The organism is Mesorhizobium sp. CA4 (assembly GCF_020165075.1).
Classification (GTDB): Bacteria; Pseudomonadota; Alphaproteobacteria; order Rhizobiales; family Rhizobiaceae; genus Mesorhizobium.
In genome coordinates, this window is the sequence record NZ_JAIUHK010000003.1 from 212,720 (window position 1) to 232,889 (window position 20,170).

The following is a 20,170-nucleotide window of genomic DNA, read 5'->3' on the forward strand; positions in this document are numbered from 1 at the left end:
CAACGAGGAGAACCGCCATGGGCGTTCAGGAGATTGCCGACAAGATCAAGTCGCGCGTGGCAAGCGCCGGCTTCGAGCATTCGGTCAAGTTCGACACCGGCAGCGACGGCGTCATCGTCATCGACGGCGCGACCGTCTCGACCACCGACGCGCCGACCGACTGCACCGTCAAGCTGTCGCTCGACGATCTGGATTCGCTGATTGCCGGCGACCTTAATCCGACCATGGCCTTCATGTCCGGCAAGCTGAAGGTCGAGGGCGACATGACCGTCGCCATGGCGCTCAGCCAGCTGCTCGGCTGATCCTTCGCACAAACAGCAACACCGCCCGATGGGCGGCGTTGCTGTTTTTGTTGAACCTAACGCAATTCCAGGAAAAGTGCGTAGCGGTTTTCCGTCCGGAATTGCGTGAAAACAAAGGCTTCAGGCGACGAAACCCAGCGCCTGTCCCTTGATCTTGCGGCCGGCGGCCTTGATCGTGCCTTTGGCGCCGTCCAACGCGCCTTCCTGCAGTTCCAGCGCCAGAAGCCGGTGCCGCTCATAGGGGCCGGGCATGGCAAGCGCCCCCGTGCGGTCGGCTGAGAAGCCGAACCGCCCGTAATAGGGCGCATCGCCGACGAGCAGGATCGCGCCATGGCCGAGCCGCGCCGCTTCGGCGAGTGCATGCCGCATTAGCGCCGAGCCGATGCCGCCGCTCTTCAATCCCGGCTCGACCGCGAGCGGGCCGAGCAGCAGCGCTGCCGGACCGCCTTCGCCCAGTCTCACATCCCACAGCCGCACCGTGCCGACGACCGCGCCCGACGCATCGCGGGCGACAAAGGCCAGGCCTTCCGAGGGCCGGCGGCCGCGCCGCAGCTTCTCGGATGACTTCTTCTTGCGCTTCGGCCCCATGGCGCGGTCGAGCAGCGCTTCGCGCGCCGCGACGTCGCCCGCGCCTTCGCCAAGAATGACGAAGGCCGGCGCCTGGGCGGCCCCCTCGTCCGGCGCGCCGCGCGAGCCAGCCTGTGCCCGCAGGGCCAGGGAGGGCGCAAACCCATTTTCAGGCGAAGTGGAAACCGGTTCGCCGTAAGAAAATGCGCCGAGAAGCGCTGCCGTCGAGCCGTTCTCCCCCGCGGAGAAAAGCTCAGCCAACGGTCCGGACGAGGGGGCAATTTCAGTGGCCGCGAAGGCCGATTTGGTCATGTATTCCATGTCCGCGATCCTTCACGAGCGGAGATCTGTCCCACAAGCGAGCCCGGGCGGGCGACATGCGCCCGCGCCGGTTTAATCTGAGCGGTTTCTTGCGAAATGCTCAGATCACGTAGGATCGGAGAGGTTCGAAGCCGTTGAAGGCGACCGCCGAGTAGGTGGTCGTGTAGGCCCCGGTGCCTTCGATCAGCACCTCGTCGCCGATGGTCAGCGACAAGGGCAGCGGATAAGGCGTCTTCTCATACATCACGTCGGCCGAATCGCAGGTCGGGCCAGCGAGCACGCAGGGCGCGGTCTCCGAGCCGTCATGGCGGGTGACCAGCGGATAGCGGATCGCCTCGTCCATGGTCTCGGCGAGACCGCCGAACTTGCCGATGTCGAGGAACACCCAGCGCACATTGTCGTTGTCGGCCTTCTTCGAGATCAGCACGACTTCCGACTTGATGACGCCGGCATTGCCGACCATGCCGCGTCCCGGCTCGATGATCGTCTCGGGCAGCGCGTTGCCGAAATGCTTGCGCAGGGCCGAGAAGATCGCCTGGCCGTAGGCCTGGGCCGCCGGCACGTCCTTCAGGTAACGGGTCGGGAAGCCGCCGCCCATGTTGACCATCTTCAAGACGATGCCTTCCTCGGCGAGCGTCGCGAACACCTTCCTGGCGTCGCCCAGCGCGCGATCCCAGGCCGACAGGTCGGTCTGCTGCGAGCCGACATGGAACGACACGCCATAGGCATCGAGGCCGAGGCCCTTGGCATGGCGCAGCACGTCGACGGCCATCGCCGGCACGCAGCCGAACTTGCGCGACAGCGGCCATTCCGCGCCTTCGCCGTCGGTCAGCACGCGGCAGAACACGCGCGAGCCGGGAGCGGCACGCGCGATCTTCTCGACCTCTTCGACGCAGTCCACCGCGTAGAGGCGAATGCCGAGCTGGTAGGCGCGTGCGATGTCACGCTCCTTCTTGATGGTGTTGCCGAAGGAAATACGGTCCGCCGGCGCGCCGGCATCCATCGCCATCTCGACCTCGGCAACCGATGCGGTGTCGAAGGACGAGCCCATCGCAGCAAGCAGGCGCAGGATTTCCGGCGCCGGGTTTGCTTTCACCGCATAGTAGATCTTGGAATCGGGCAACGCCTTCTCGAAGGCGCGGAAATTGTCGCGCACGACATCGAGGTCGACGACGAGGCAAGGGCCGTTCGGACGTCGGGTGGCGAGGAAATCAAGGATGCGCTGGGTGGCCATCGGGTCTCTCCATAACGCCTTTCGGCGCGCAATAAGGCTGCGGGACGCGGGCTGTCGGCCTCGCGAGCACGCGGTGGACAAAGGCGGGACGTCAAATCCATGGGACCAGCCGGTGGAGACCCCGGAACCATGAAATGCCGTCTCGCGGCGATGAACCTTGGCCTTGCCCGGCCTCGGTTCGCTTTGTCTGCCTTGGCTTGGATGGGAGACCCGTCCGCACTGCCGGCAATGAAGGTGTGCCTCTTTAGTAACCCCGGTCTTTGGACAACCGGAAGAGAACCAGAAAGGCCCGCACCGTCGTTGCTTCAAGGTGTCCTCGGTCTTGTGGTTGGCCACTGACCGACTGGAGGGGTTGGCTCCAGTTACCTTACCGATTGCCCTCACCATTCGAGGATCGGCGGACACCCACAGGCACGTGCGACTTTGGGCAAGGGCGATATAGGAGCGAAGGGTTTCACAATCAATAAAAATCGTAAGCGCAGGTTGTAAAATTTCTGGCATCGAACAATGCTTGCCGCACTGTATCCGGATATCGAACGATGCCAGGAACTCAAGCACCGCTCAACGCCTTCCTCGATCTGCGCCAAATGCCTGTGGCGAATGCGGAATTGGGCCCGCTCGCAGGCCTTCGCCTGGCCGTCAAGGACATCTATGACGTTGCCGGCTACCGCACAGGCTGCGGCAACCCGCAAAAATTCGAGGAGGCGCACGCCGCCTCGCGCACGGCGCAAGCGGTGCAGACGATCCTCGACGCCGGCGCGCGATTCGTCGGCAAGACCCAGACCGACGAGCTGGCCTTCTCGCTGTTCGGCCAGAACGCGCATTTCCCCTATCCGATCAATCCCGCCGCGCCCGAGCGCGTCACCGGCGGCTCCTCCTCCGGCTCGGCGGCCGCGGTTGCCGGCGGGCTGGCGAACATCGCCATCGGCTCCGACACCGGCGGCTCGATCCGCGCGCCGGCGAGCTTCTGCGGCCTGATCGGACTGCGCACCAGCCATGGCCGCATCCCGCTCGACGGCGCGATGAAGCTGGCATCGAGCTTCGACACTTTCGGCTGGTTCGCCGACGACATCGAAACCTATGAGACGGTCGGCAAGCTGCTGCTTGGCGGCGACCCGCACCAGCACCCGCTCAACCGGCCGCTGTCGATCCGCTGGCTTGACGCCTTCGTCACCGGTCCGGCCGAAGCCGCCGAATATGCGCGTATGAAGGCGTCGGCGGCCGCCGTCGTCGGCCAGCCCGCGGAGACCGAATACGCCTTCGCCTCGTTCCCCGACGAGCTTTACTGGTGCTTCCGCCGCCTGCAGGCCTTCGAGGCCTGGCGCGAGCATGGTCCCTGGATTTCGGCCGGCGGCCGGCTCAGCCCGGGCGTCGAGGAGCGTTTCGGCTTCGGCCGCACCATCGACGCCAAGACTGCCGCCACCGAAGCCGCGCGCCGCCTGGCGTTCCGGGCCGAGTTCGCGGCGCTGCTCGGCAACAACGGCTTTCTGGTCCTGCCCACCGTTCCCGGCGCGGCGCCGCTCGCTTCAAGCACGCCCGAACAGTTCCAGGCCTATCGCGAAAGGGCGCTGCATCTCTTGTGTCTTTCCGGTCTCTCGGGCTTTCCGCAGATCACCTTGCCGATCGGCTCCGTGGACGGCGCGCCCTTCGGCCTTTCGCTGCTCGGCCCTTCCGGCAGCGACGTTGCCCTGATACGGCTCGGCCGCAGGATTCTCGACGCGGCACGAAAGGTCTGACCATGGATACATTGACGCGCATGCGCGCCTTCATCGACGTGGTCGAGGCGGAAGGCTTTTCGGCCGCGGCTCGCAAGATCGGCCGCTCCAAGGCGCTGTTGTCGAAATATGTGCGCGAGCTGGAGGACGAGCTCGGCGCGCTGCTGCTCAACCGCACCACGCGCCAGTTCTCGCTGACCGAAGCCGGCCACACCTATTATCAGCGCGCCTCCGAGATCGTGCGCGAGGTCGACAGCCTCGCCGAGGCGGTGCGCCAGTCTTCCGGCGACGTCCGCGGCAGGATCAAGCTGTCGGCCGCCCGCACCTTCGCCGATGCGCCGATCGGCCAGTCGCTGGTCGACTTCGCCAGGCAGCACCCCGACATCGTGCTCGACATCCATCTCGACGACCGCTTCGTCGACTTGGTCGAGGAAGGTTTCGACCTTGCCGTGCGCATCTCGCGGCTGGAGAACTCCTCGCTGATCGCCAGGCGGCTGGCGCCGTTCTCGGTCAGGCTTTGCGCGTCGCCGGAGCTGATGGCCAAGCATGGCAAGCCGACACGTCCGCAGGATCTCGCCAACATGCCCTGCATCGTCGACACCAACGGCCGCTCGCTGTCCAACTGGCGCTTCAAGGGCGAGGGCGAGGACTCCATCAGCGTCGCCGTTTCAGGCCCGATCGAGGTCAACAGCCCGATCGTGGCGAGAGCCGCCGCGCTCTCCGGCCTGGGCTTTGCCATGCTGCCGGATTTCGTCGCCGCCCCCGACGTCGCATCCGGCAAGCTGGTCACCGCGCTCGACGATCGTCTCCTGGCGGGCACCGGCATCTTCGCGGTCTACCCCCACCGCCGCTATCTGCCGGCCAAGGTAAGGGTCCTCGTCGATTTCCTGGTGCAGTGGTTCAAGACGCGCGACGCAGCGTGATAACCCGCGTCCCAATTTCGCCCCCTTTATGTTAACTCTCGGGCCCTCACTCCCGAAGTCGATGGAATCGCGGCCCGGAATGCATCTGAAACGGCAAGCAACCATGCTGGCTTCGGCCATAGTGGCCACGTTCGCCTTGGTCGAGCAGGCTGAGGTGCACCCGCATGTTTTCGCCGAGGCTCGCCTCGACGTGATCCTCAGCCAGGATCACCAAAGTGTGACGGCGCTGCGCCACCTTTGGCGCTTCGACGACCTGTTTTCGAGTACGGTGATGATGGAGTTCGACAAGAACTCCGATCTGAAACTTGACGACAAAGAGCTCAAGGAAGTGGCCGACACCGTCCATTCCTCGCTTGCCGAGTTCAATTACTTCCAGCTCGTCACCCAGGACGGCAAGGACGTGCCGATGGTGCCGCCGCCGCATCTGATGGCGAACTTCGACAACGACCAGCTGATCATCCTGTTCGAGTCGCAGCCGAAGACCCCGATCAAGCTCGCCGGCAAAGTCGACATCGGCGTCTACGATCCGACCTTCTATACGGCGATCGACTTCACCGACGACGCCAACCTTGCCGTCGAAGGCCTGCCATCGACCTGCACCAAAAAGGTCATCCGGCCCGATCCTGACGAGGCGATCAAGGAAAACCAGAAGACCCTGACGGAGGCGTTCTTCAACGATCCGACAGGCACCAACATGAGCAAGATCTTCGCCACCAAGCTCGAGTTGAACTGCCCGCCGGAAGGATGATTTGGTGATGAAACCGTCGCTGCGCGCAAGCAGGTTCCGCAAAAGTGTCTCACGGTTTTGCGATCGGAACCTGCGACAAACAAGGGAATCCAAGCGGATATTCGTGGGACATCCCACGAATATCCGACTGGCCCTCGGGCTATTGGCCGCCGCCTTGATTGTGACCCATCTGCCTGTCGCGGCGCATGCGCAAAGCTCGCTCGGCATCGGCACCAATGACGGCATGGCGCCGACCGCAACGGGTCCGTTCGCCCACATCCTGATGTGGATCAATCTGCGTCAGCAGGAGTTCTACCATTCGCTGGCGGCCGCCATGAAGGCGATGCGCCAGGACGGCAGCAAGCTTTGGCTGCTGATCGGCTTGTCCTTCGCCTATGGCATCTTCCACGCCGCCGGTCCCGGCCACGGCAAGGCGGTGATTTCCTCCTATATGGTCGCCAACGAAGTGGCGTTGAGACGCGGCATCATGCTCTCCTTCGTCTCGGCGATGCTGCAGGGCCTGACGGCGGTGGTCGTCATGATGCTCGCCTATTTCGTGCTGCGCGGCACCGCGATCTCGATGACCGATGCGGCCTGGTTCCTCGAAATCTCGAGCTACGTGCTGGTGACGCTGTTCGGCGCCTGGCTTTTGTGGCGCAAGCTCGGGCCGTCGATCCTGCGCCTGTTCGGCAGGACGCCTGCCTACAGCCTGTCGGCCGCTCATGCCGGTCATTCGCATGGCGGGCATGCGGGCCACTCGCACGCTCATGCGCATGCACTGCACGTGCATGACGATCATGATCATTCGCACGGTCACGATCACATTGATCACGACCACCACCACCACGACCATGGCCCAGGCGAAGTCTGCGAGACCTGCGGTCATTCGCATGCGCCGGATCCGGCGATGCTGTCGGGCGACCGTTTCGACTGGCGCACGGCCTGGTCGGCGGTGGCCGCCGTCGGCATCCGCCCCTGCTCCGGCGCACTGATCGTGCTGAGCTTCGCGCTGCTCAACGGCCTGTGGGTCGGCGGACTGCTGTCGGTGCTGGCGATGTCGATCGGCACCGCGATCACCGTCTCGGCGCTGGCGACGATCGCAGTGCTGGCAAAGAACTGGGCGGTCTATTTCGCCGGCGACGGACGCCTCGGCAACCGCATCCATTCGATTGTTGAGATCGGCGGCGCGGCCTTCATCTTCCTGGTCGGCCTGCTGCTGTTGTCGGCCAGCCTGTCAGGCGGCGTCTAAGCCGACCGAACCGCTCAGCGTAGCGTGTCAGTTTGAAATCGAGTTGGGTTATTGTCCCTGATATGGAAGCCCTTCATCATCCAATTGGGCGCTCACCAACCCGGCTAGGTAGTCCTCCATTTCCGAAAAATCCAAGTCACCAGCTTCCCACGCGTCATCAGCAGCCTTAAGCGCCTTCTCGTATCCATCGCGGTTCTCCCGAATCCGCTCCGGCAAAATCTTACGACCTGGTAGTAAAGAGCCGTTCCTTACACATAGCAGGTAATAGCAGGTGGCCCGAGCCGTACGACCATTGCCCTCGATGAAGGGATGGATCCAATTCAGGCGCCACAGACCGTAGGCGGCCAGCTCTGTGGGTGTCCAAATGTACCAGTTCTCGTGAATGGTTGAGATAAAGCGATCCATCCAGTCGCGCACCTCACGGAAATGAGGTGGGTGGTGATCTCCAACGTAGATCGGTTCTTCCCTGAACCGTCCTCCGAAAGCTGATATGTTGGCGACTGCGACCGCGTTCAGTGACCACAACATGTATTTGTCGATCGCTGTCGGCCCCTGTTTAAGACCAATCTCGATGCAATTTGTCATCAAGTCGTATTGGCGTAGCAGGTTCTGCTCCTGCACGCGATCATAAAGTTCGGCGTCGTCTTCCTCTAAACCAACATTCAAAAAAAAGCCCGGCCTTAAGCCGGGCTCTCCTGTTTCGTGTTTCGTCAGGCTGCAGCAGGTGTTACCACGCGAATGTGCTTTGTCGCTTTGATCGCTGACTCTTTCGTTATCCTCGAACCCTTCGGTGCGTTGCCGTACACGAAGCTTGCGCGTTGCTCCTGCAACTGCTCTTCGGTGATCACTTGCTTTTTCGCCTTCTCCAACTTTTCGTTCAGTTCCGGACGGGCGGGGGCTCTTTTGAGTGCTGATTTACGTTCGGCCATTTTGATTCTCCCTCTCGGCGTGGGAAGAGTAACGTACCAATTCCTTGCGCCAAGCTTTCGTTCCGCATTTGTACCTCAATTTTTTGTAATATTCCATTGATTTTCCTGCCGGTGTTGCGATTGCGCGTCATGTTGAAGTTCGTATATGCGTTGCGCGGTTAGCTTTCTCGGTCCTGCTCTATCATTGCAACGATGTCGCCAACTTCCGTCAGGCGATCTTCCCGCCCAGCTCATCCTCGATATGCGCGCGGATGATTTCGTCGAAATTCTTCTCGGCGGCAAATCCCAATTCCCTCGCCCGCCTGGCCTCGAACCGCGTCGGCCAGCCTTTGACGATCGCCCAGACGGTCTCGTCGGGCTGCTCGCGGATCCGTTTCGCGACCTCGGCGCCGGCGATGCGTTCCAGCGCCTCGATCTGCTCGCCGACCGTGACGGCGACGCCCGGCATTGTGAGGTTGCGGCGCGGACCAACCTTGTCGCCGTCGATCTCGGCCGCGTGGATGAGGAAATTCACCGCCGAACGCGGGCTGGCATGAGTATGCAGCACCGATCGCGGCACCGGCAGGATCGCCTCCTGGCCGGCGAGCGGCTCGCGGATGATGCCTGAGAAGAAGCTCGACGCCGCCTTGTTCGGCTTGCCGGGGCGAACGCAGATCGTCGGCAGCCGGATGCCGATGCCGTCGAAGAAGCCGCGCCGCGTATAGTCGGCGAGCAGCGCTTCGCTCATCTGCTTCTGCGTGCCGTAGGAGGTGAGCGGCGTCGGATGGAATTCGTCCGGGATGACGTCCGGAAACGGCGCGCCGAACACGGCGATCGACGAGGTGAAGACGAGGCGCGGCGCGAACGCCGCCAGCCGCACGGCGTCGAACAGGGTGCGCGTGCCGTCGAGATTGACGCGGTAGCCGAGGTCGAAATTAGCCTCTGCCTCGCCCGAGACGATGCCCGCCAGATGGAATATCATATCCGGGCGCGGAGCCACGAGAGCGGACATGGCGCCGGGCGCGGAAAGATCGCCGGTGTGGATCGAGACATCGACGCCGGCGAGCGCCGGCGCCTGCGGCGCCACGATGTCATGCAGGTCGAGCCTCGTGATCTTGCGTCCGCGCAAGGCGCCGTCCCTGGCGAGCCGCGCGATAAGCTTGCGGCCGACCATGCCGGCGGCGCCCGTGATCAGAATTCTCATCTTCAGAGACCTTTCTTGCGCTGGCTGCGTCCGCGCAGCCACAGGACGACGAACAGACCGACCATGAAGATCACGGCGATGACGGCCGCGAGCACCGTCGACACCTTGCCGGCGGCCAGCATGATGGCCGGCAGGAAATAGGCGGCGAGGCCGAACACGAGCAGTATCACGGCCGCGGCCGTCGCTGCGTTGCGGGTGTCACGATCCATCAGCTGGCGTTCTTCAGTTCGAGGCTGTTCGGGTTCATCATCACGCCGCGATCAGTGATAGTGCCGGCGATCGCGCGGCGCATCATGCGCATGGTCGTGATCATGATGGTGGTCGTGCTCGTCATGGCTGTCCGCGCATTGGCCGAATTCGGGTTCGACAGTGGCATGCTCGATGCCATGCTTGGCTGCAAGCCGTTTCTTGATGGCGCTCACCGCCACATGCGCATCGACGCCGTCGTTCAGGCAGGCATGCAGCGTCGCCATGTTCGACGTTCCGTCGAGCGACCAGACATGCATGTGATGCACCTCGCGCACGCCTTTGACCGCGCTTTCGATGTCCTTGGCGACAACGTCGCGGTCGAGGCTTGCCGGCACGCCTTCGAGCAGGACGTGGGCTGCCTCGCGCATCAGCGACCATGCCGTCGACAGAATGAGCAGCGACACCAGCACCGACAGGATCGGATCGATGGGCGTCCAGCCGGTTGCCAGGATGATGAGGGCTGCCGCGATTGCCGCGGCCGAGCCAAGCAGGTCGCCCAGCACATGCAGGATGGCGCCGCGCATGTTGAGGTTTTCCCGATCGCCGCCATGCAGCACGAAGAAGGAGGCGATGTTGACCAGAAGGCCTGCCACCGCCACCACCAGCATCGGCCCGCCGAGCACCGGTGCCGGGTTCATCAGCCGCCCCCAGGCCTCGTAGACGATCCAGAGCGCGATGACGAAGATGGCGATGCCGTTGGTGTAGGCGACGAGCGTCTTCACGCGGGCGAAGCCATAGGTGAGGCGGCCGGTGGCCGGACGGCCTGTCAGGTGGAAGGCATACCAGGCAAGACCGAGCGCGATGGCGTCGGCCAGCATGTGCCCGGCATCGGCGACCAGCGCAAGCGATCCGGTCAGCCAGCCGCCCAGCGCCTCGGCGACCATGAAGCCCGTGGTCAGGCAGGTCGCGATCAGCACCCGTTTCTTGTCGGTCGAGCCATGCACATGGCCGGCACCGGCCGGGCCGTGATCGTGCGAAGCGTGGTCATGCGCCATCGCTGAACTCCTGTCACGCGCCGAAATCAGCGCGGAAATCCTCGAGCCGCCGCTTCTGAGCGCCTTCGCGGTCGAAATTCGCCGGATCGAGCCAGCCCTCATAGGCGTTGCGCAAGGCCGGCCACTCCTTGTCAATGATCGAATACCACGCCGTATCGCGGTTTTCACCCTTGACCACAAGGTGTTGCCGGAAGATGCCTTCGAACCTGAAGCCGAAGCGCTCGGCGGCGCGCTTCGAGGGCTCGTTGCGGTTGTTGCACTTCCACTCGTAACGGCGGTAGCCGAGATCATCGAAGAGATATTTCGCGAACAGGAACTGCGCCTCGGTCGCGGCCGGTTTGCGCGAGATCAGCGGACCCCAATAGATGTTGCCGATTTCGCCGACGCCGTTGGCGGCGTCGATACGCATCAGCGTCTGACGCCCCGCGATCTTGCCGCTCGCCTTGTCGATGACGGTGAAGAACAGCGGGTCCTCGCTCGCTTCGGCCTTGTCCAGCCAAGGCTGGAAGGCCGCGCGGGTCTCCGGCGGATAGTCCGGCAGCCAGGCGAAACGTCCGCCGGCATCCGAAACCGAGGAGGCCTCGTAGAGGCCGTCGCCATGCCTTGCCGCGCTCAGCGGCTCGAGCCTGACGGTGCGTCCCTCTATCGCGTTGCGCTCCGGCCGCGGGCGCGGCTGCCAATTCTTCAGATCTTCCGACACGGCCATTCCAATCCGTTTGACTTTTGCCTGCGGACGGTCACAAAAACGCTCGCCCACAGAAAGAACCACAGGGACAGGAAAAATGCTCCACACGATCGCGGCCTTCGACCGTCTCGGCGAGGAAAATGCCTTCGCGGTGCTGGCGAGGGCCACCGCGCTTGCCCATCAGGGTCGCGACATCGTCAACCTCGGCATCGGCCAGCCCGACTTCAAGACGCCGCAGCACATCGTCGAAGCGGCGATCAAGGCGCTGCGCGACGGCCACCATGGCTACACGCCGGCAAACGGCCTCTTGGCTACCCGCGAGGCCGTCGTGCGCCGCACGCTGACCACCACCGGCGTCGAGGTGTCGCCCGAGAACGTGATGATCCTGCCCGGCGGCAAGCCGACCATGTTCGCCGCGATCCTGATGTTCGGCGAGGCCGGCACCGAGATCCTCTACCCCGATCCCGGCTTTCCGATCTACCGCTCGATGATCGAGTTCACCGGCGCCACCCCGGTGCCGGTGCCGATCCGTGAGGAGAACGGCTTTGCCTTCTCGGCCGACGAGACGCTGGCGCTGATCACGCCCAGGACCAGGCTGCTGATCCTCAACTCGCCCGCCAATCCGACCGGCGGCGTCACCCCGCGGGCCGAGATCGAGAAGCTGGTCAAGGGCCTGGAGAAGCATCCGCAGGTCGCCATCATGTCGGACGAGATCTACGACGTCATGACCTATGACGGCGAGACCCACTGCTCGCTACTCAATTTCCCCGAGATCCGCGACCGGCTGATCGTGCTCAACGGCTGGTCGAAGACCTGGGCGATGACCGGCTGGCGCATGGGCTGGTCGATCTGGCCGAACGGCGACAAGGGCGCGCATCTCTACGACAAGGTTCGCAAGCTGGCGGTGAACTGCTGGTCCTGCGTCAACGCGCCGAGCCAGTTCGCCGGCATCGCCGCGATCGACGGCCCGCAGGACGATGTCGAGAAGATGATGCGCGCCTTCGACAATCGCAGGAAGATCGTGGTCGAAGGGCTGAACGCGCTCCCGGGCATTTCCTGCATCACGCCGAAGGGCGCCTTCTATGCCTTCCCCAATGTCTCGAAGACCGGCTGGAAGGCCAAGAAGCTTGCCTCGGCGCTGCTCGAGGATGCCGGCGTGGCGCTCATCGGTGGCCCCGATTTCGGCGTTCTCGGCGAAGGCTATATCCGGCTTTCCTATGCCAATTCGGAGGAGAACATCCTGCGCGCGCTGGAGCGGATCGAGGCGTTCCTGAACAAGTGATCGATCAGGCGCTCATCCGCGCCCGACGAATGGCATCTTCGTCGCCATCACCGTCATGAACAGCACATTGGCATCGAGCGGCAGGCTGGCCATATGCAGCACCGCGTCGGCGACGCGCTGCACATCCATCACCGCTTCGGCGGCGATCGAGCCGTTGGCCTGCGGCACGCCCACCGTCATCGGCTGCGCCATCTCGGTCAGCGCATTGCCGATGTCGATCTGGCCGCAGGCGATGTCGAAGGGCCGGCCGTCGAGCGCCAGCGTCTTGGTGAGCCCGGTGATCGCGTGCTTGGTCGCCGTATAGGGCGCTGAGCCTGGGCGCGGTGCATAGGCCGACACAGAGCCGTTGTTGATGATCCGGCCGCCCATCGGCTTCTGCCGCCGCATCGCACCGAAGGCTGCGCGAGCGCACAGGAACGATCCGGTGAGATTGACGCCGACGACGTCGTTCCACACCTCGACCGGAATCTCGTCGATCAGCGTCGACTTGTAGCCCATGCCGGCATTGTTGAAGAGCAGGTCGACGCGGCCGAAGCCTTCGAGCACGGTCTCGAACATGTCGTCGACTTCCTCGGCCTTGCTGATGTCGCAGGCGATGGCCAATGCCTTGGCCTGCGTCTTCCCCGCCTCTGCGATCGCCTCATCCAGCAGCGTCTTGCGGCGGCCGCAGAACACCGTGTTCCAGCCTGCCTTGAGCAGCGCCGTCGCGACGCTCTTGCCGATGCCGGTGCCGGCGCCGGTAACGATGGCGGTCTTCTCTGCTATGGCTGTCATCGCCGTCCTCCGGTCATGGATGGAAAGACGTGGCATCGCAAATGCATGGGGTCATGGCAAGCCGCTGTTGGCAATAAAGAAAAGGCCAACAAAAAGGGCGGCCATTGGCGACCGCCCCGATCTGAACCGCGCTTGGGAGGAGGAAAAGCCGGTCCGACTGATTAGAATGATGCGCTTGCTGGGTTAACGGAAGATTAACGACCGGCAAGGCGTCCCCGAAGGACGTTTACCACGCCGAATCACCACGGTGAATTGGACGCCGTTCCCGCCGGCACCTTGGCCGCCGAAACCGTCGCCTCGACATGATCGACCAGGGCGTCCGGCAGGCCGAGGCGGCCGGCGAGCAGGTCGAGATAACCGCGCTCGGTGCGCGTGTCGGGATCGATGGTGAGCCGCGAGGCGGTGTAGAGTTCGAGCTTCTGCGCATCGGTCTTGGCGCCGGCGATCAGCGCGTCGAGATCGAGCGGGCTTTCGAGCTCCGCAAGCAGGAATTTTTCCGCTTCGGCGCCGATGCCCGCGAGCTTGAGCTTGTCGGCGATCTTCTTGCGCTCGTCATCGTCGACATGGCCGTCTGCCTTCGCCGCCGAGATCATCGCCCTGACCAGCGTCAGCGTGAACTCGGCCTCGCCCTGCGGCGCCTGCGAGGGATGGAAGGCGGTGTCGGCCGGCGGCGGCAGCAGCTCCGGCTCGCCGGCGGCCGGCGCCTGCGCCGGCTCCTTGCCGGCCTTGTAGTTCTGATAAGCCTTATAGGCGAGGCCTCCGATCGCAGCCAGGCCGCCGAGCTTGACGGCCGCGCCCGTGACCTGCCGGCCAGTGCCGGTGCCGAGCAGCACGGCTGCCAGCGCGCCGGCGGCGAGCGGATTGTCCTTTGCCATCTGCACCGCCTGCCCCGCCTTGTCGCGGACAGTCGAGCCGGTCCCGGGGATTTGCGAGCCGAGAAGGTCGTCGAGCAGCTTCTTGGGATCGAGCATCAATGCCTCCAGAATGGGCCCGGCCGAACGCGCCCGGGCGGGGTTTCGGACCGGCAAGAGGTAGGCCCCGTGCATCGACATTACAATGACGGGGGCAGCTTTTCGCTCGCAGAGCTGGCCGCTCTAATTGCCGATATGGCGCTTGCCGCCGCGCGCTTGCGCCAGCTCGACCTGGCGGTGGCGTTCGGCATAGCGCTCGCGATCCTCGTCGGAGCGCACTTCAAAGCAATGCGGACATGAGACGCCGATTGCATATTTCGGCGACAGGCGGTCCTCGACCGTCAGCGGATGCCGGCAAGCCCGGCAGAGCTCCGCCTCCCCCACGGCCAGACCATGCGAGACGGAGACCCGCTCGTCGAACACGAAACATTCGCCTTGCCAGAGGCTCTCTTCGGCCGGCACATCCTCCAGGTATCTCAGGATGCCGCCCTTGAGATGGAAGACATTTTTGAGACCGAGCGACTTCACATAGGCCGTCGCCTTCTCGCAGCGAATGCCGCCGGTGCAGAACATCGCCACTTTGCGGCCTTCGAGCTCCTTACGGTGCTCTTCCACCCAGGCCGGGAACTCGCGGAAGCTGCTGGTCCTTGGATCGACCGCGCCCTTGAAGGTGCCGAGCGAGACCTCGTAGGCGTTGCGGGTGTCGATGACGACAGTGTCGGTGTCCGAGATCAGCGCGTTCCAGTCGGCCGGCGCGACATAGGTTCCGGCGCTGGTTGCCGGATCGATATCCTCAACGCCCATGGTGACGATCTCGCGCTTCAGCCGCACCTTCATGCGGTGGAACGGCATTTCGGCGGCGCTGCTGTATTTGATTTCCAGACCGGCCAGGGCTTCGATGGCCTGCAGATGGTCCACAAGCGCGGCAATCGCTTCCTCGCTGCCGGCAACGGTGCCATTGATGCCTTCATGCGCCAGAAGCAGCGTGCCCTTGATGTCGCGCCCGCAACAGAAGGCGGCAAGCGGCGCGCGCAAGGCTTCGTATCCGTCGAGGCGCGCGAATTTATAGAGCGCGGCGACCCGGACTGGCTGAATTTCCATGGCAGTTGTCATGCTCATGCCACTAGACCGTGCTGAAAGCCGTTTCAAGGCAACCGATATGCAGCTGGCCACGCGGCATCACGACACGCCGCCCTTCGTAGACTTGGCATACCCCTTCTGCTAATCGGTTTAAAACGATCGAGATGGAGACCAGTACATGACCAGCAAGACCGAAAAGCTCCTGTCGCTCCTCAACGGTCAGCCGGTCATCCCGGTGCTCAAGATCGCCAATGTGGCAGATGCCGTGCCGCTCGCCCGCGCGCTCTCGCGCGGCGGTTTGCGGGCCATCGAGATCACCTTGCGCACCGCCGATGCGCTGGAAGCGATCCGCCGCGTCGCGGCCGAGGTCGAGGACGCGGTCGTCGGCGCCGGCACCATTCTCGATGCCAAACAGTTCGACGAGGCAGCCGCTGCCGGCTCGAAATTCATCGTCAGCCCGGGCATCACCAGAGAGCTTCTCGACGCGGCCAAGGACAGCCCCGTGCCGCTTTTGCCCGGTGCCATCACGCCTGGCGAGATCATGGCCGCGCGCGAAGCCGGCCTGCGCTTCCTGAAATTCTTCCCGGCCGAGCAGTCGGGCGGCATCGCTTCGCTGAAAGCCTTCGCCTCGCCCCTGGCGGATGTGAAATTCTGTCCGACCGGCGGCATCACGGCCAGGAACGCCGCCGACTATCTGAGCCTGCCCAACGTCATCTGCGTCGGCGGCTCCTGGGTGGCGCCCGACGATCTCATCAAGGTCGGCAGGTGGGATGAAATCGAAGCGCTGGCGCGTGAGGCGAGCAAGCTCAAGACGTAATCAGCGCTTTACCAGGGCAGCGCACCGTTCTCATCGAAGTAACCGCCCGTCGGTCCTCCCGGCGCCAACGTTGCCAGCCGCACGATGATCTCGGCCGCCTGTTGCACCGTGCGGCCACCTCTGTGCGCGTTGAGGTCCGTCGCGGTGTAGCCCGGAGCGGCGGCATTGACCATGATGCCGCGCGGCGCGAGTTCCCGGGCGAAGGCCAGTGTCACGGCGTTGAGCGCCGTCTTCGAACTGCCATAGCCCAGACATTGGGCGACTGGTCATTGCCGGACGCGCGCGCCAGCGATCCGAGATAGCTGCTCACCATGACGATCCGCGCAGCGGACGATGCCGTGAGCAGCGGCAGGAACGCCTGCGTGACTCGCACCGGACCGAAGACGTTGACGTCATAGGTGGCTTTCATGTCATCGACACTCTCGCGGCTCGGCGGCCGCTCATAGCGGCCGTCTGGGCCGAGCGCATCGACATAGCCGGATGCAATTCCGGCATTGTTGACCAGAACGTCCAGGCGGGGCGCCCTCGCCGCGACGGCTTTGGCCGCGGCCGCGACGCCCTCGCCGCTGGCGACGTCGAGCTCGAGCCACTCGACGTCCAGCCCTTCGTCGCGCAGCGCCTGGGCCGCGGCCTCGCCGCGCCCGGCGTCGCGAGCACCGAGCCACACCTTGAATCCCATGGCGGCCAGCCGACGGACGGTCTCGAGGCCGATGCCCTTGTTGGCGCCGGTCACCAGCGCGTTCTTTTGCGTCGTCATATCCATGTCTCCTGTCGGTGACCTAGAGATGGCGGGAGCCGGGCCGCTTTGCGCGCCAAAAGCTCTCATGCTCTTGCCTAATCCTCTCAGCTGCGCGTCTTCTCGTGCGTCACGGCCTCGCTTGGTTGCTTGGCGGCAGGGGATCGGCAATGCTGCAAGGATGAACGAAGCGCTTCAGGAACTGATCGCGATCGCCGGCCGGCATGCGCGCGGACGGCGGACGAAAACGGCTATCCCGCGCGTCACGATCGGCCGCAGCGAGGTTCCGACGCCGCCGCTGCCCGAGCTTAGCCAGCCGACCACACTGTTCGTTTTGCAGGGAACCAAAACGGTGCTGATCGGCGACCGCAGGCTTGCCTACAGCGCCGGCAGCTATTTCGTCTATGCGGTTGAAACACCCGCCACCAGCCAACTGATCGATGCGAGCGTCGCACAGCCTTACATGGCCATCGCCTTCTCGATCGATACCGAGCTGACCGCCGGCCTGCTCATTGACCACAAGCCGGCGATCGATGGCGATAGCTTCGTGACCAATCAAACCGATGACTTGCTGCTCGATGCGTGGCACCGGATGCTGCGGCTGCTGGACAAGCCGGCCGAGATTCCTGTTCTCGCGCCCATGCTCGAACGGGAGATCGCGTTCAGGCTTCTGCAAGGCCCGCAAGGCGAAAAGCTGCGCCAGCTCGCGCGCGCCGACGGGCGCCTGTCGCGGATCCGCCGCGCCACGGCCTGGATCCGGGCGCATTACAACGAGCCGATCGATGTGACGCAACTGGCCGGGCTGTCGCATATGAGCAATGCTGCGTTTCATCGGCACTTCAAGGCGGCGACGGCAATGAGCCCGATCCAGTATCAAAAGCAGCTCCGCCTGCTGGAAACGCGCCATCTGCTGATTGCGCAGCCGGGCAACGCCGCGCAGGTTGCTTTCGCTGTCGGCTACGAAAGCGCTTCCCAGTTCAGCCGCGAATATGCGCGCCAGTTCGGGTTGCCGCCCGCGCGCGACGCCGCGCGGCTCCTGGCCAAGGGCGAAGCGGCCACGCTGGAAGTTTAGCCTGACGTGACATGCGCGCACGGAACGCCGACAGAGCTATTGCCATGTCTGGTTCCCGCTCATGGATTCGAACCACGATTCACGCCTTCAAAGGGCGCTGTCCTACCATTAGACGAAGCGGGAAGTGCAGGCGAGCCATATACCATAAACAAAAGCCGCGCTGGCGAGCCAACGCGGCTTTTCGGCGGCCACGCTCGCTTGCCTATTTCGTTTGGAAGCGCGCGACCGAGAGGAACTTCACCGCATTGCCCGTGAAACGGCTCGCGTCCGGCAGCTGGCCATCCATCTGGAAGCCGGCCGTGTACACTTCGCTCGGCGGCGTGTGCACGATGTTGTAGGCATAGCGCGGCGCCGTCGTCGGGTCGGAAACAGAGGCGATGTTGACGCCGCTGCCGAGGGCCCAACGCGCGGCTTGGGGCGGCGCCGCCACCACCATGGCCTTCGGCCCTGGCTTCAGGTCCTGCGCAGACGCCCTGCCTTCCTTGGCTGTGGTCTTCACACCGCCGCCGATCGCCTGCGCGGGATCGGTCCCGGCCGGCAGCGCGGCGATGGCTTTGCGCGGCGAGGCCGCATCGACGCCTGACGGATCGTTGAAGGCGGAGCGCGGCTCCGGTTCGGTCAGCGACGCGAGCTGATATTCGGCGCCGGCGCCATCGGCCTTGACGGTCGCATTGGCCTGTTCGAGAACGGCTTTGACCTCATCCTGCTTGCCGGGCTGCGGCCGTGCGGTCGGCAGCACGGAGAACGCGTCGGTCGCGCTCTTGTCCTGCGAAGCCGTTTCGGCCAGCGCCAGAAGCACGCTCTTGTCCTTCGGCGCCGGTTCGGCCGGCGTCGAACGGTCGGGCCGCCATGTCGGCAGCGGGATGTTATTGACCGCCACCTGCGCCGGATCGGTGCTCGCGGCTTCGGCGGCGCTGGCTGCGCCGAACGGCACCTTGTCCGGCACGGACGCCTGTGCGGTCGAAACCGCCTGCTCCGCCGTCGCCGAGGCATCCGCCACGGCGAACGGCACGTTCTGCGGCGTCTGCTGGCCGACATCGGCCTTCGGACGCGGCGCGAAATCGGGCAGCGGGATTTCCTTGGGCGGCAGAGCGGCGATAATCGTCTCCGGCGTATTCTGCTGCGGCTGCGAATCGTCGGCGCTGTCATCCGCGATCTGCGGGATGCTGGCGCGCTTGGCATCTTTCGGCGCGACGATCGCGATACCCGGAAGATTGCTGGTGCGGGCCGTGGCGGCGCTCGCGACCTGAACCTGCTTCACAGCTTTCTGCTGCGGCGCCGGGGCGCTTTCGTCGGCCTCGTCGTCGGCCTCGTCGGCGCCGCCGCCACGGAACCAGGCAAACAGGCCGCCGGACCGCTTGGTCGAGCCACCGGCGCTGGCCAGTTCGATATTGGGCGTGCCGGCGCCCTTACGCGCCTGATAAGCGGCCAGCGCCTGCTCATAGCCAGGCAGCGGCTTGCCGTCGCTCGGCACATGCAGCGTCTTGCCGTTGGGGAACAGGCTGACCAGCTCCTGACGGCTGATGCCCGGCCAGTGGCGCACATTGCCGACATCCATATGGACGAAGGGCGAACCGGAACTCGGATAATAGCCGACGCCGCCGCCCTGCATCTTGAGGCCGATGTTGCGCAGCTTCTTCAGCGGCACGCCGGGGATGTAGAAGTCCATCGCCTTGCCCAGCATGTGCTGGCTCTTCTCGGCGACGCCCCGGCTGCGCGAGCGCAGCATCGCGTTGGTCGATGGCGAACGATAGCCGCAGACGACCTGGATATAGTCGGTAGCGCCGCTTTCGCGATAGGCTTCCCAAACTAGGTCGAGCAGCCGCGGATCCATCTTGGTAGGCTCGTTGCGGCGCCAGTCGCGCAGGATGATGTTGATCTTGCGCAGGCCTTCCGGATCGTAGCGGCCATTGCGCTTGTAGACGATCTCGGCCTTTTCGTGCGTGTGCAGGTGATAGAGCTTGAGTGTACGAACTTCAGCCCGGGCGCCAGACGTCGCCGCGGACAGGAACCCGACGGCCAAAATCACGAACGTCAGCCACCTCGGCCAGACGTTCATATGAAAATGCCGCCCGTCTTTGTGTCGTTCGATTTTGTTCAAATCAAATGGCTTTCAGGCTGCCGTTTGTCCCCGGATTTGACCAAACGGATGCGTCGTTTTCACATCCGAATATCGATCCTAATGGTTAATCATCGTTTATTGAAGCCGAAATGCGGTAACACCGTGGCGATATCCCGTCAAAAATAATGGACGGCATTTCGTGGTAAACCGCTGGTTTAGATCAAGAATCCGGTCTCGGCCAGAACACGATCTGTTACCGTTAGCGTTAATGCGTGATCCTCGGCAACGCCAACCGCTCAGAACCCTGCGTTTTCACCTTCAAAGCGACAATTTGACTCGGATTTTAGGCAGACAAGC

20 protein-coding genes, 1 tRNA gene and 1 pseudogene are annotated in these 20,170 nt (G+C 64.1%); 8 read left to right on the forward strand and 14 right to left on the reverse strand.

Annotated elements, in window-relative coordinates:
- The first annotated feature begins 17 nt into the window (after positions 1–17).
- The gene (locus tag LB528_RS04055) at positions 18–302 is read left to right on the forward strand and encodes an SCP2 sterol-binding domain-containing protein (protein WP_027165149.1); all 285 of its coding nucleotides are present in this window, start codon (positions 18–20) and stop codon (positions 300–302) included.
- 120 nt (positions 303–422) lie between these two features.
- Here LB528_RS04055 and LB528_RS04060 read toward each other — a convergent pair whose 3' ends face one another.
- Both LB528_RS04060 and odc2 read right to left on the reverse strand, forming a co-directional pair.
- Positions 423–1,013, reverse strand: coding sequence for a GNAT family N-acetyltransferase (locus LB528_RS04060; protein WP_263481553.1), 591 nt, complete (start codon positions 1,011–1,013; stop codon positions 423–425).
- Positions 1,014–1,290: 277 nt separating this feature from the next.
- Positions 1,291–2,424 carry an ornithine/lysine decarboxylase gene (odc2, locus tag LB528_RS04065; RefSeq protein WP_140842090.1) on the reverse strand — a complete coding sequence of 378 codons (1,134 nt, stop codon included), beginning with the start codon at positions 2,422–2,424 and terminating at the stop codon, positions 1,291–1,293.
- Positions 2,425–2,963: 539 nt separating this feature from the next.
- Here odc2 and LB528_RS04070 point away from each other — a divergent pair.
- From LB528_RS04070 to LB528_RS04085, 4 genes are all read left to right on the forward strand, one after another.
- Complete coding sequence (locus LB528_RS04070) at positions 2,964–4,160, forward strand: amidase (protein WP_224713922.1); 1,197 nt, start codon at positions 2,964–2,966, stop codon at positions 4,158–4,160.
- Positions 4,161–4,162: 2 nt separating this feature from the next.
- Positions 4,163–5,062 (forward strand): LysR family transcriptional regulator, encoded by a 900-nt coding sequence (locus LB528_RS04075; protein ID WP_224710858.1) that lies wholly within the window; start codon positions 4,163–4,165, stop codon positions 5,060–5,062.
- 79 nt (positions 5,063–5,141) lie between these two features.
- A complete protein-coding gene (locus tag LB528_RS04080; RefSeq protein WP_224713923.1) occupies positions 5,142–5,810 on the forward strand; it encodes a DUF1007 family protein in 669 nt (222 codons plus the stop codon).
- Between the two features lie 160 nt (positions 5,811–5,970).
- Positions 5,971–7,038 carry a nickel/cobalt transporter gene (locus LB528_RS04085; protein ID WP_411962093.1) on the forward strand — a complete coding sequence of 356 codons (1,068 nt, stop codon included), beginning with the start codon at positions 5,971–5,973 and terminating at the stop codon, positions 7,036–7,038.
- 48 nt (positions 7,039–7,086) lie between these two features.
- Here the strand turns inward: LB528_RS04085 and LB528_RS04090 are convergent, their stop codons facing one another.
- The 6 genes from LB528_RS04090 to LB528_RS04115 all read right to left on the reverse strand — a co-directional run bounded on the left by LB528_RS04090 (position 7,087) and on the right by LB528_RS04115 (position 11,094).
- Positions 7,087–7,704 (reverse strand): Fic family protein, encoded by a 618-nt coding sequence (locus LB528_RS04090; RefSeq protein WP_224713925.1) that lies wholly within the window; start codon positions 7,702–7,704, stop codon positions 7,087–7,089.
- A gap of 44 nt (positions 7,705–7,748) precedes the next feature.
- The gene (locus LB528_RS04095) at positions 7,749–7,967 is read right to left on the reverse strand and encodes a hypothetical protein (protein ID WP_224713926.1); all 219 of its coding nucleotides are present in this window, start codon (positions 7,965–7,967) and stop codon (positions 7,749–7,751) included.
- Between the two features lie 208 nt (positions 7,968–8,175).
- Positions 8,176–9,150 carry a D-erythronate dehydrogenase gene (gene denD, locus LB528_RS04100; RefSeq protein WP_224713927.1) on the reverse strand — a complete coding sequence of 325 codons (975 nt, stop codon included), beginning with the start codon at positions 9,148–9,150 and terminating at the stop codon, positions 8,176–8,178.
- A gap of 2 nt (positions 9,151–9,152) precedes the next feature.
- The gene (locus LB528_RS04105) at positions 9,153–9,359 is read right to left on the reverse strand and encodes a hypothetical protein (RefSeq protein WP_224543371.1); all 207 of its coding nucleotides are present in this window, start codon (positions 9,357–9,359) and stop codon (positions 9,153–9,155) included.
- A gap of 51 nt (positions 9,360–9,410) precedes the next feature.
- On the reverse strand, positions 9,411–10,394 hold the full coding sequence (locus LB528_RS04110) for a cation diffusion facilitator family transporter (RefSeq protein ID WP_224713928.1): 984 nt from the start codon (positions 10,392–10,394) through the stop codon (positions 9,411–9,413).
- Between the two features lie 13 nt (positions 10,395–10,407).
- Positions 10,408–11,094, reverse strand: coding sequence for a GNAT family N-acetyltransferase (locus tag LB528_RS04115; protein WP_224713929.1), 687 nt, complete (start codon positions 11,092–11,094; stop codon positions 10,408–10,410).
- A gap of 82 nt (positions 11,095–11,176) precedes the next feature.
- Here LB528_RS04115 and LB528_RS04120 point away from each other — a divergent pair, with 82 nt between their 5' ends.
- Positions 11,177–12,361, forward strand: a complete 1,185-nt coding sequence (locus tag LB528_RS04120) for a pyridoxal phosphate-dependent aminotransferase (protein WP_224713930.1) — start codon at positions 11,177–11,179, stop codon at positions 12,359–12,361.
- 12 nt (positions 12,362–12,373) lie between these two features.
- Here LB528_RS04120 and LB528_RS04125 read toward each other — a convergent pair whose 3' ends face one another.
- The 3 genes from LB528_RS04125 to LB528_RS04135 form a co-directional block, all read right to left on the reverse strand.
- Entirely contained in the window at positions 12,374–13,135 is a 762-nt protein-coding gene (locus LB528_RS04125; RefSeq protein WP_224543380.1) for an SDR family oxidoreductase, read from the reverse strand.
- Positions 13,136–13,374: 239 nt separating this feature from the next.
- The gene (locus LB528_RS04130) at positions 13,375–14,106 is read right to left on the reverse strand and encodes a tellurite resistance TerB family protein (protein WP_224713931.1); all 732 of its coding nucleotides are present in this window, start codon (positions 14,104–14,106) and stop codon (positions 13,375–13,377) included.
- Between the two features lie 123 nt (positions 14,107–14,229).
- On the reverse strand, positions 14,230–15,147 hold the full coding sequence (locus LB528_RS04135; RefSeq protein WP_224713932.1) for a rhodanese-related sulfurtransferase: 918 nt from the start codon (positions 15,145–15,147) through the stop codon (positions 14,230–14,232).
- Between the two features lie 157 nt (positions 15,148–15,304).
- Here LB528_RS04135 and LB528_RS04140 point away from each other — a divergent pair, with 157 nt between their 5' ends.
- Positions 15,305–15,943 carry a 2-dehydro-3-deoxy-phosphogluconate aldolase gene (locus LB528_RS04140; protein ID WP_224713933.1) on the forward strand — a complete coding sequence of 213 codons (639 nt, stop codon included), beginning with the start codon at positions 15,305–15,307 and terminating at the stop codon, positions 15,941–15,943.
- 8 nt (positions 15,944–15,951) lie between these two features.
- Here the strand turns inward: LB528_RS04140 and LB528_RS04145 are convergent.
- Positions 15,952–16,700, reverse strand: a pseudogene (locus LB528_RS04145) (SDR family oxidoreductase).
- Positions 16,701–16,860: 160 nt separating this feature from the next.
- Here LB528_RS04145 and LB528_RS04150 point away from each other — a divergent pair.
- Complete coding sequence (locus LB528_RS04150) at positions 16,861–17,751, forward strand: AraC family transcriptional regulator (RefSeq protein WP_224713934.1); 891 nt, start codon at positions 16,861–16,863, stop codon at positions 17,749–17,751.
- 49 nt (positions 17,752–17,800) lie between these two features.
- Here the strand turns inward: LB528_RS04150 and LB528_RS04155 are convergent.
- Together LB528_RS04155 and LB528_RS04160 are read right to left on the reverse strand one after the other, a co-directional pair.
- A tRNA-Gln gene (locus LB528_RS04155) sits at positions 17,801–17,874 on the reverse strand.
- 79 nt (positions 17,875–17,953) lie between these two features.
- Entirely contained in the window at positions 17,954–19,810 is a 1,857-nt protein-coding gene (locus tag LB528_RS04160; RefSeq protein ID WP_224713935.1) for a DUF882 domain-containing protein, read from the reverse strand.
- Between the last annotated feature and the right edge of the window lie 360 nt (positions 19,811–20,170).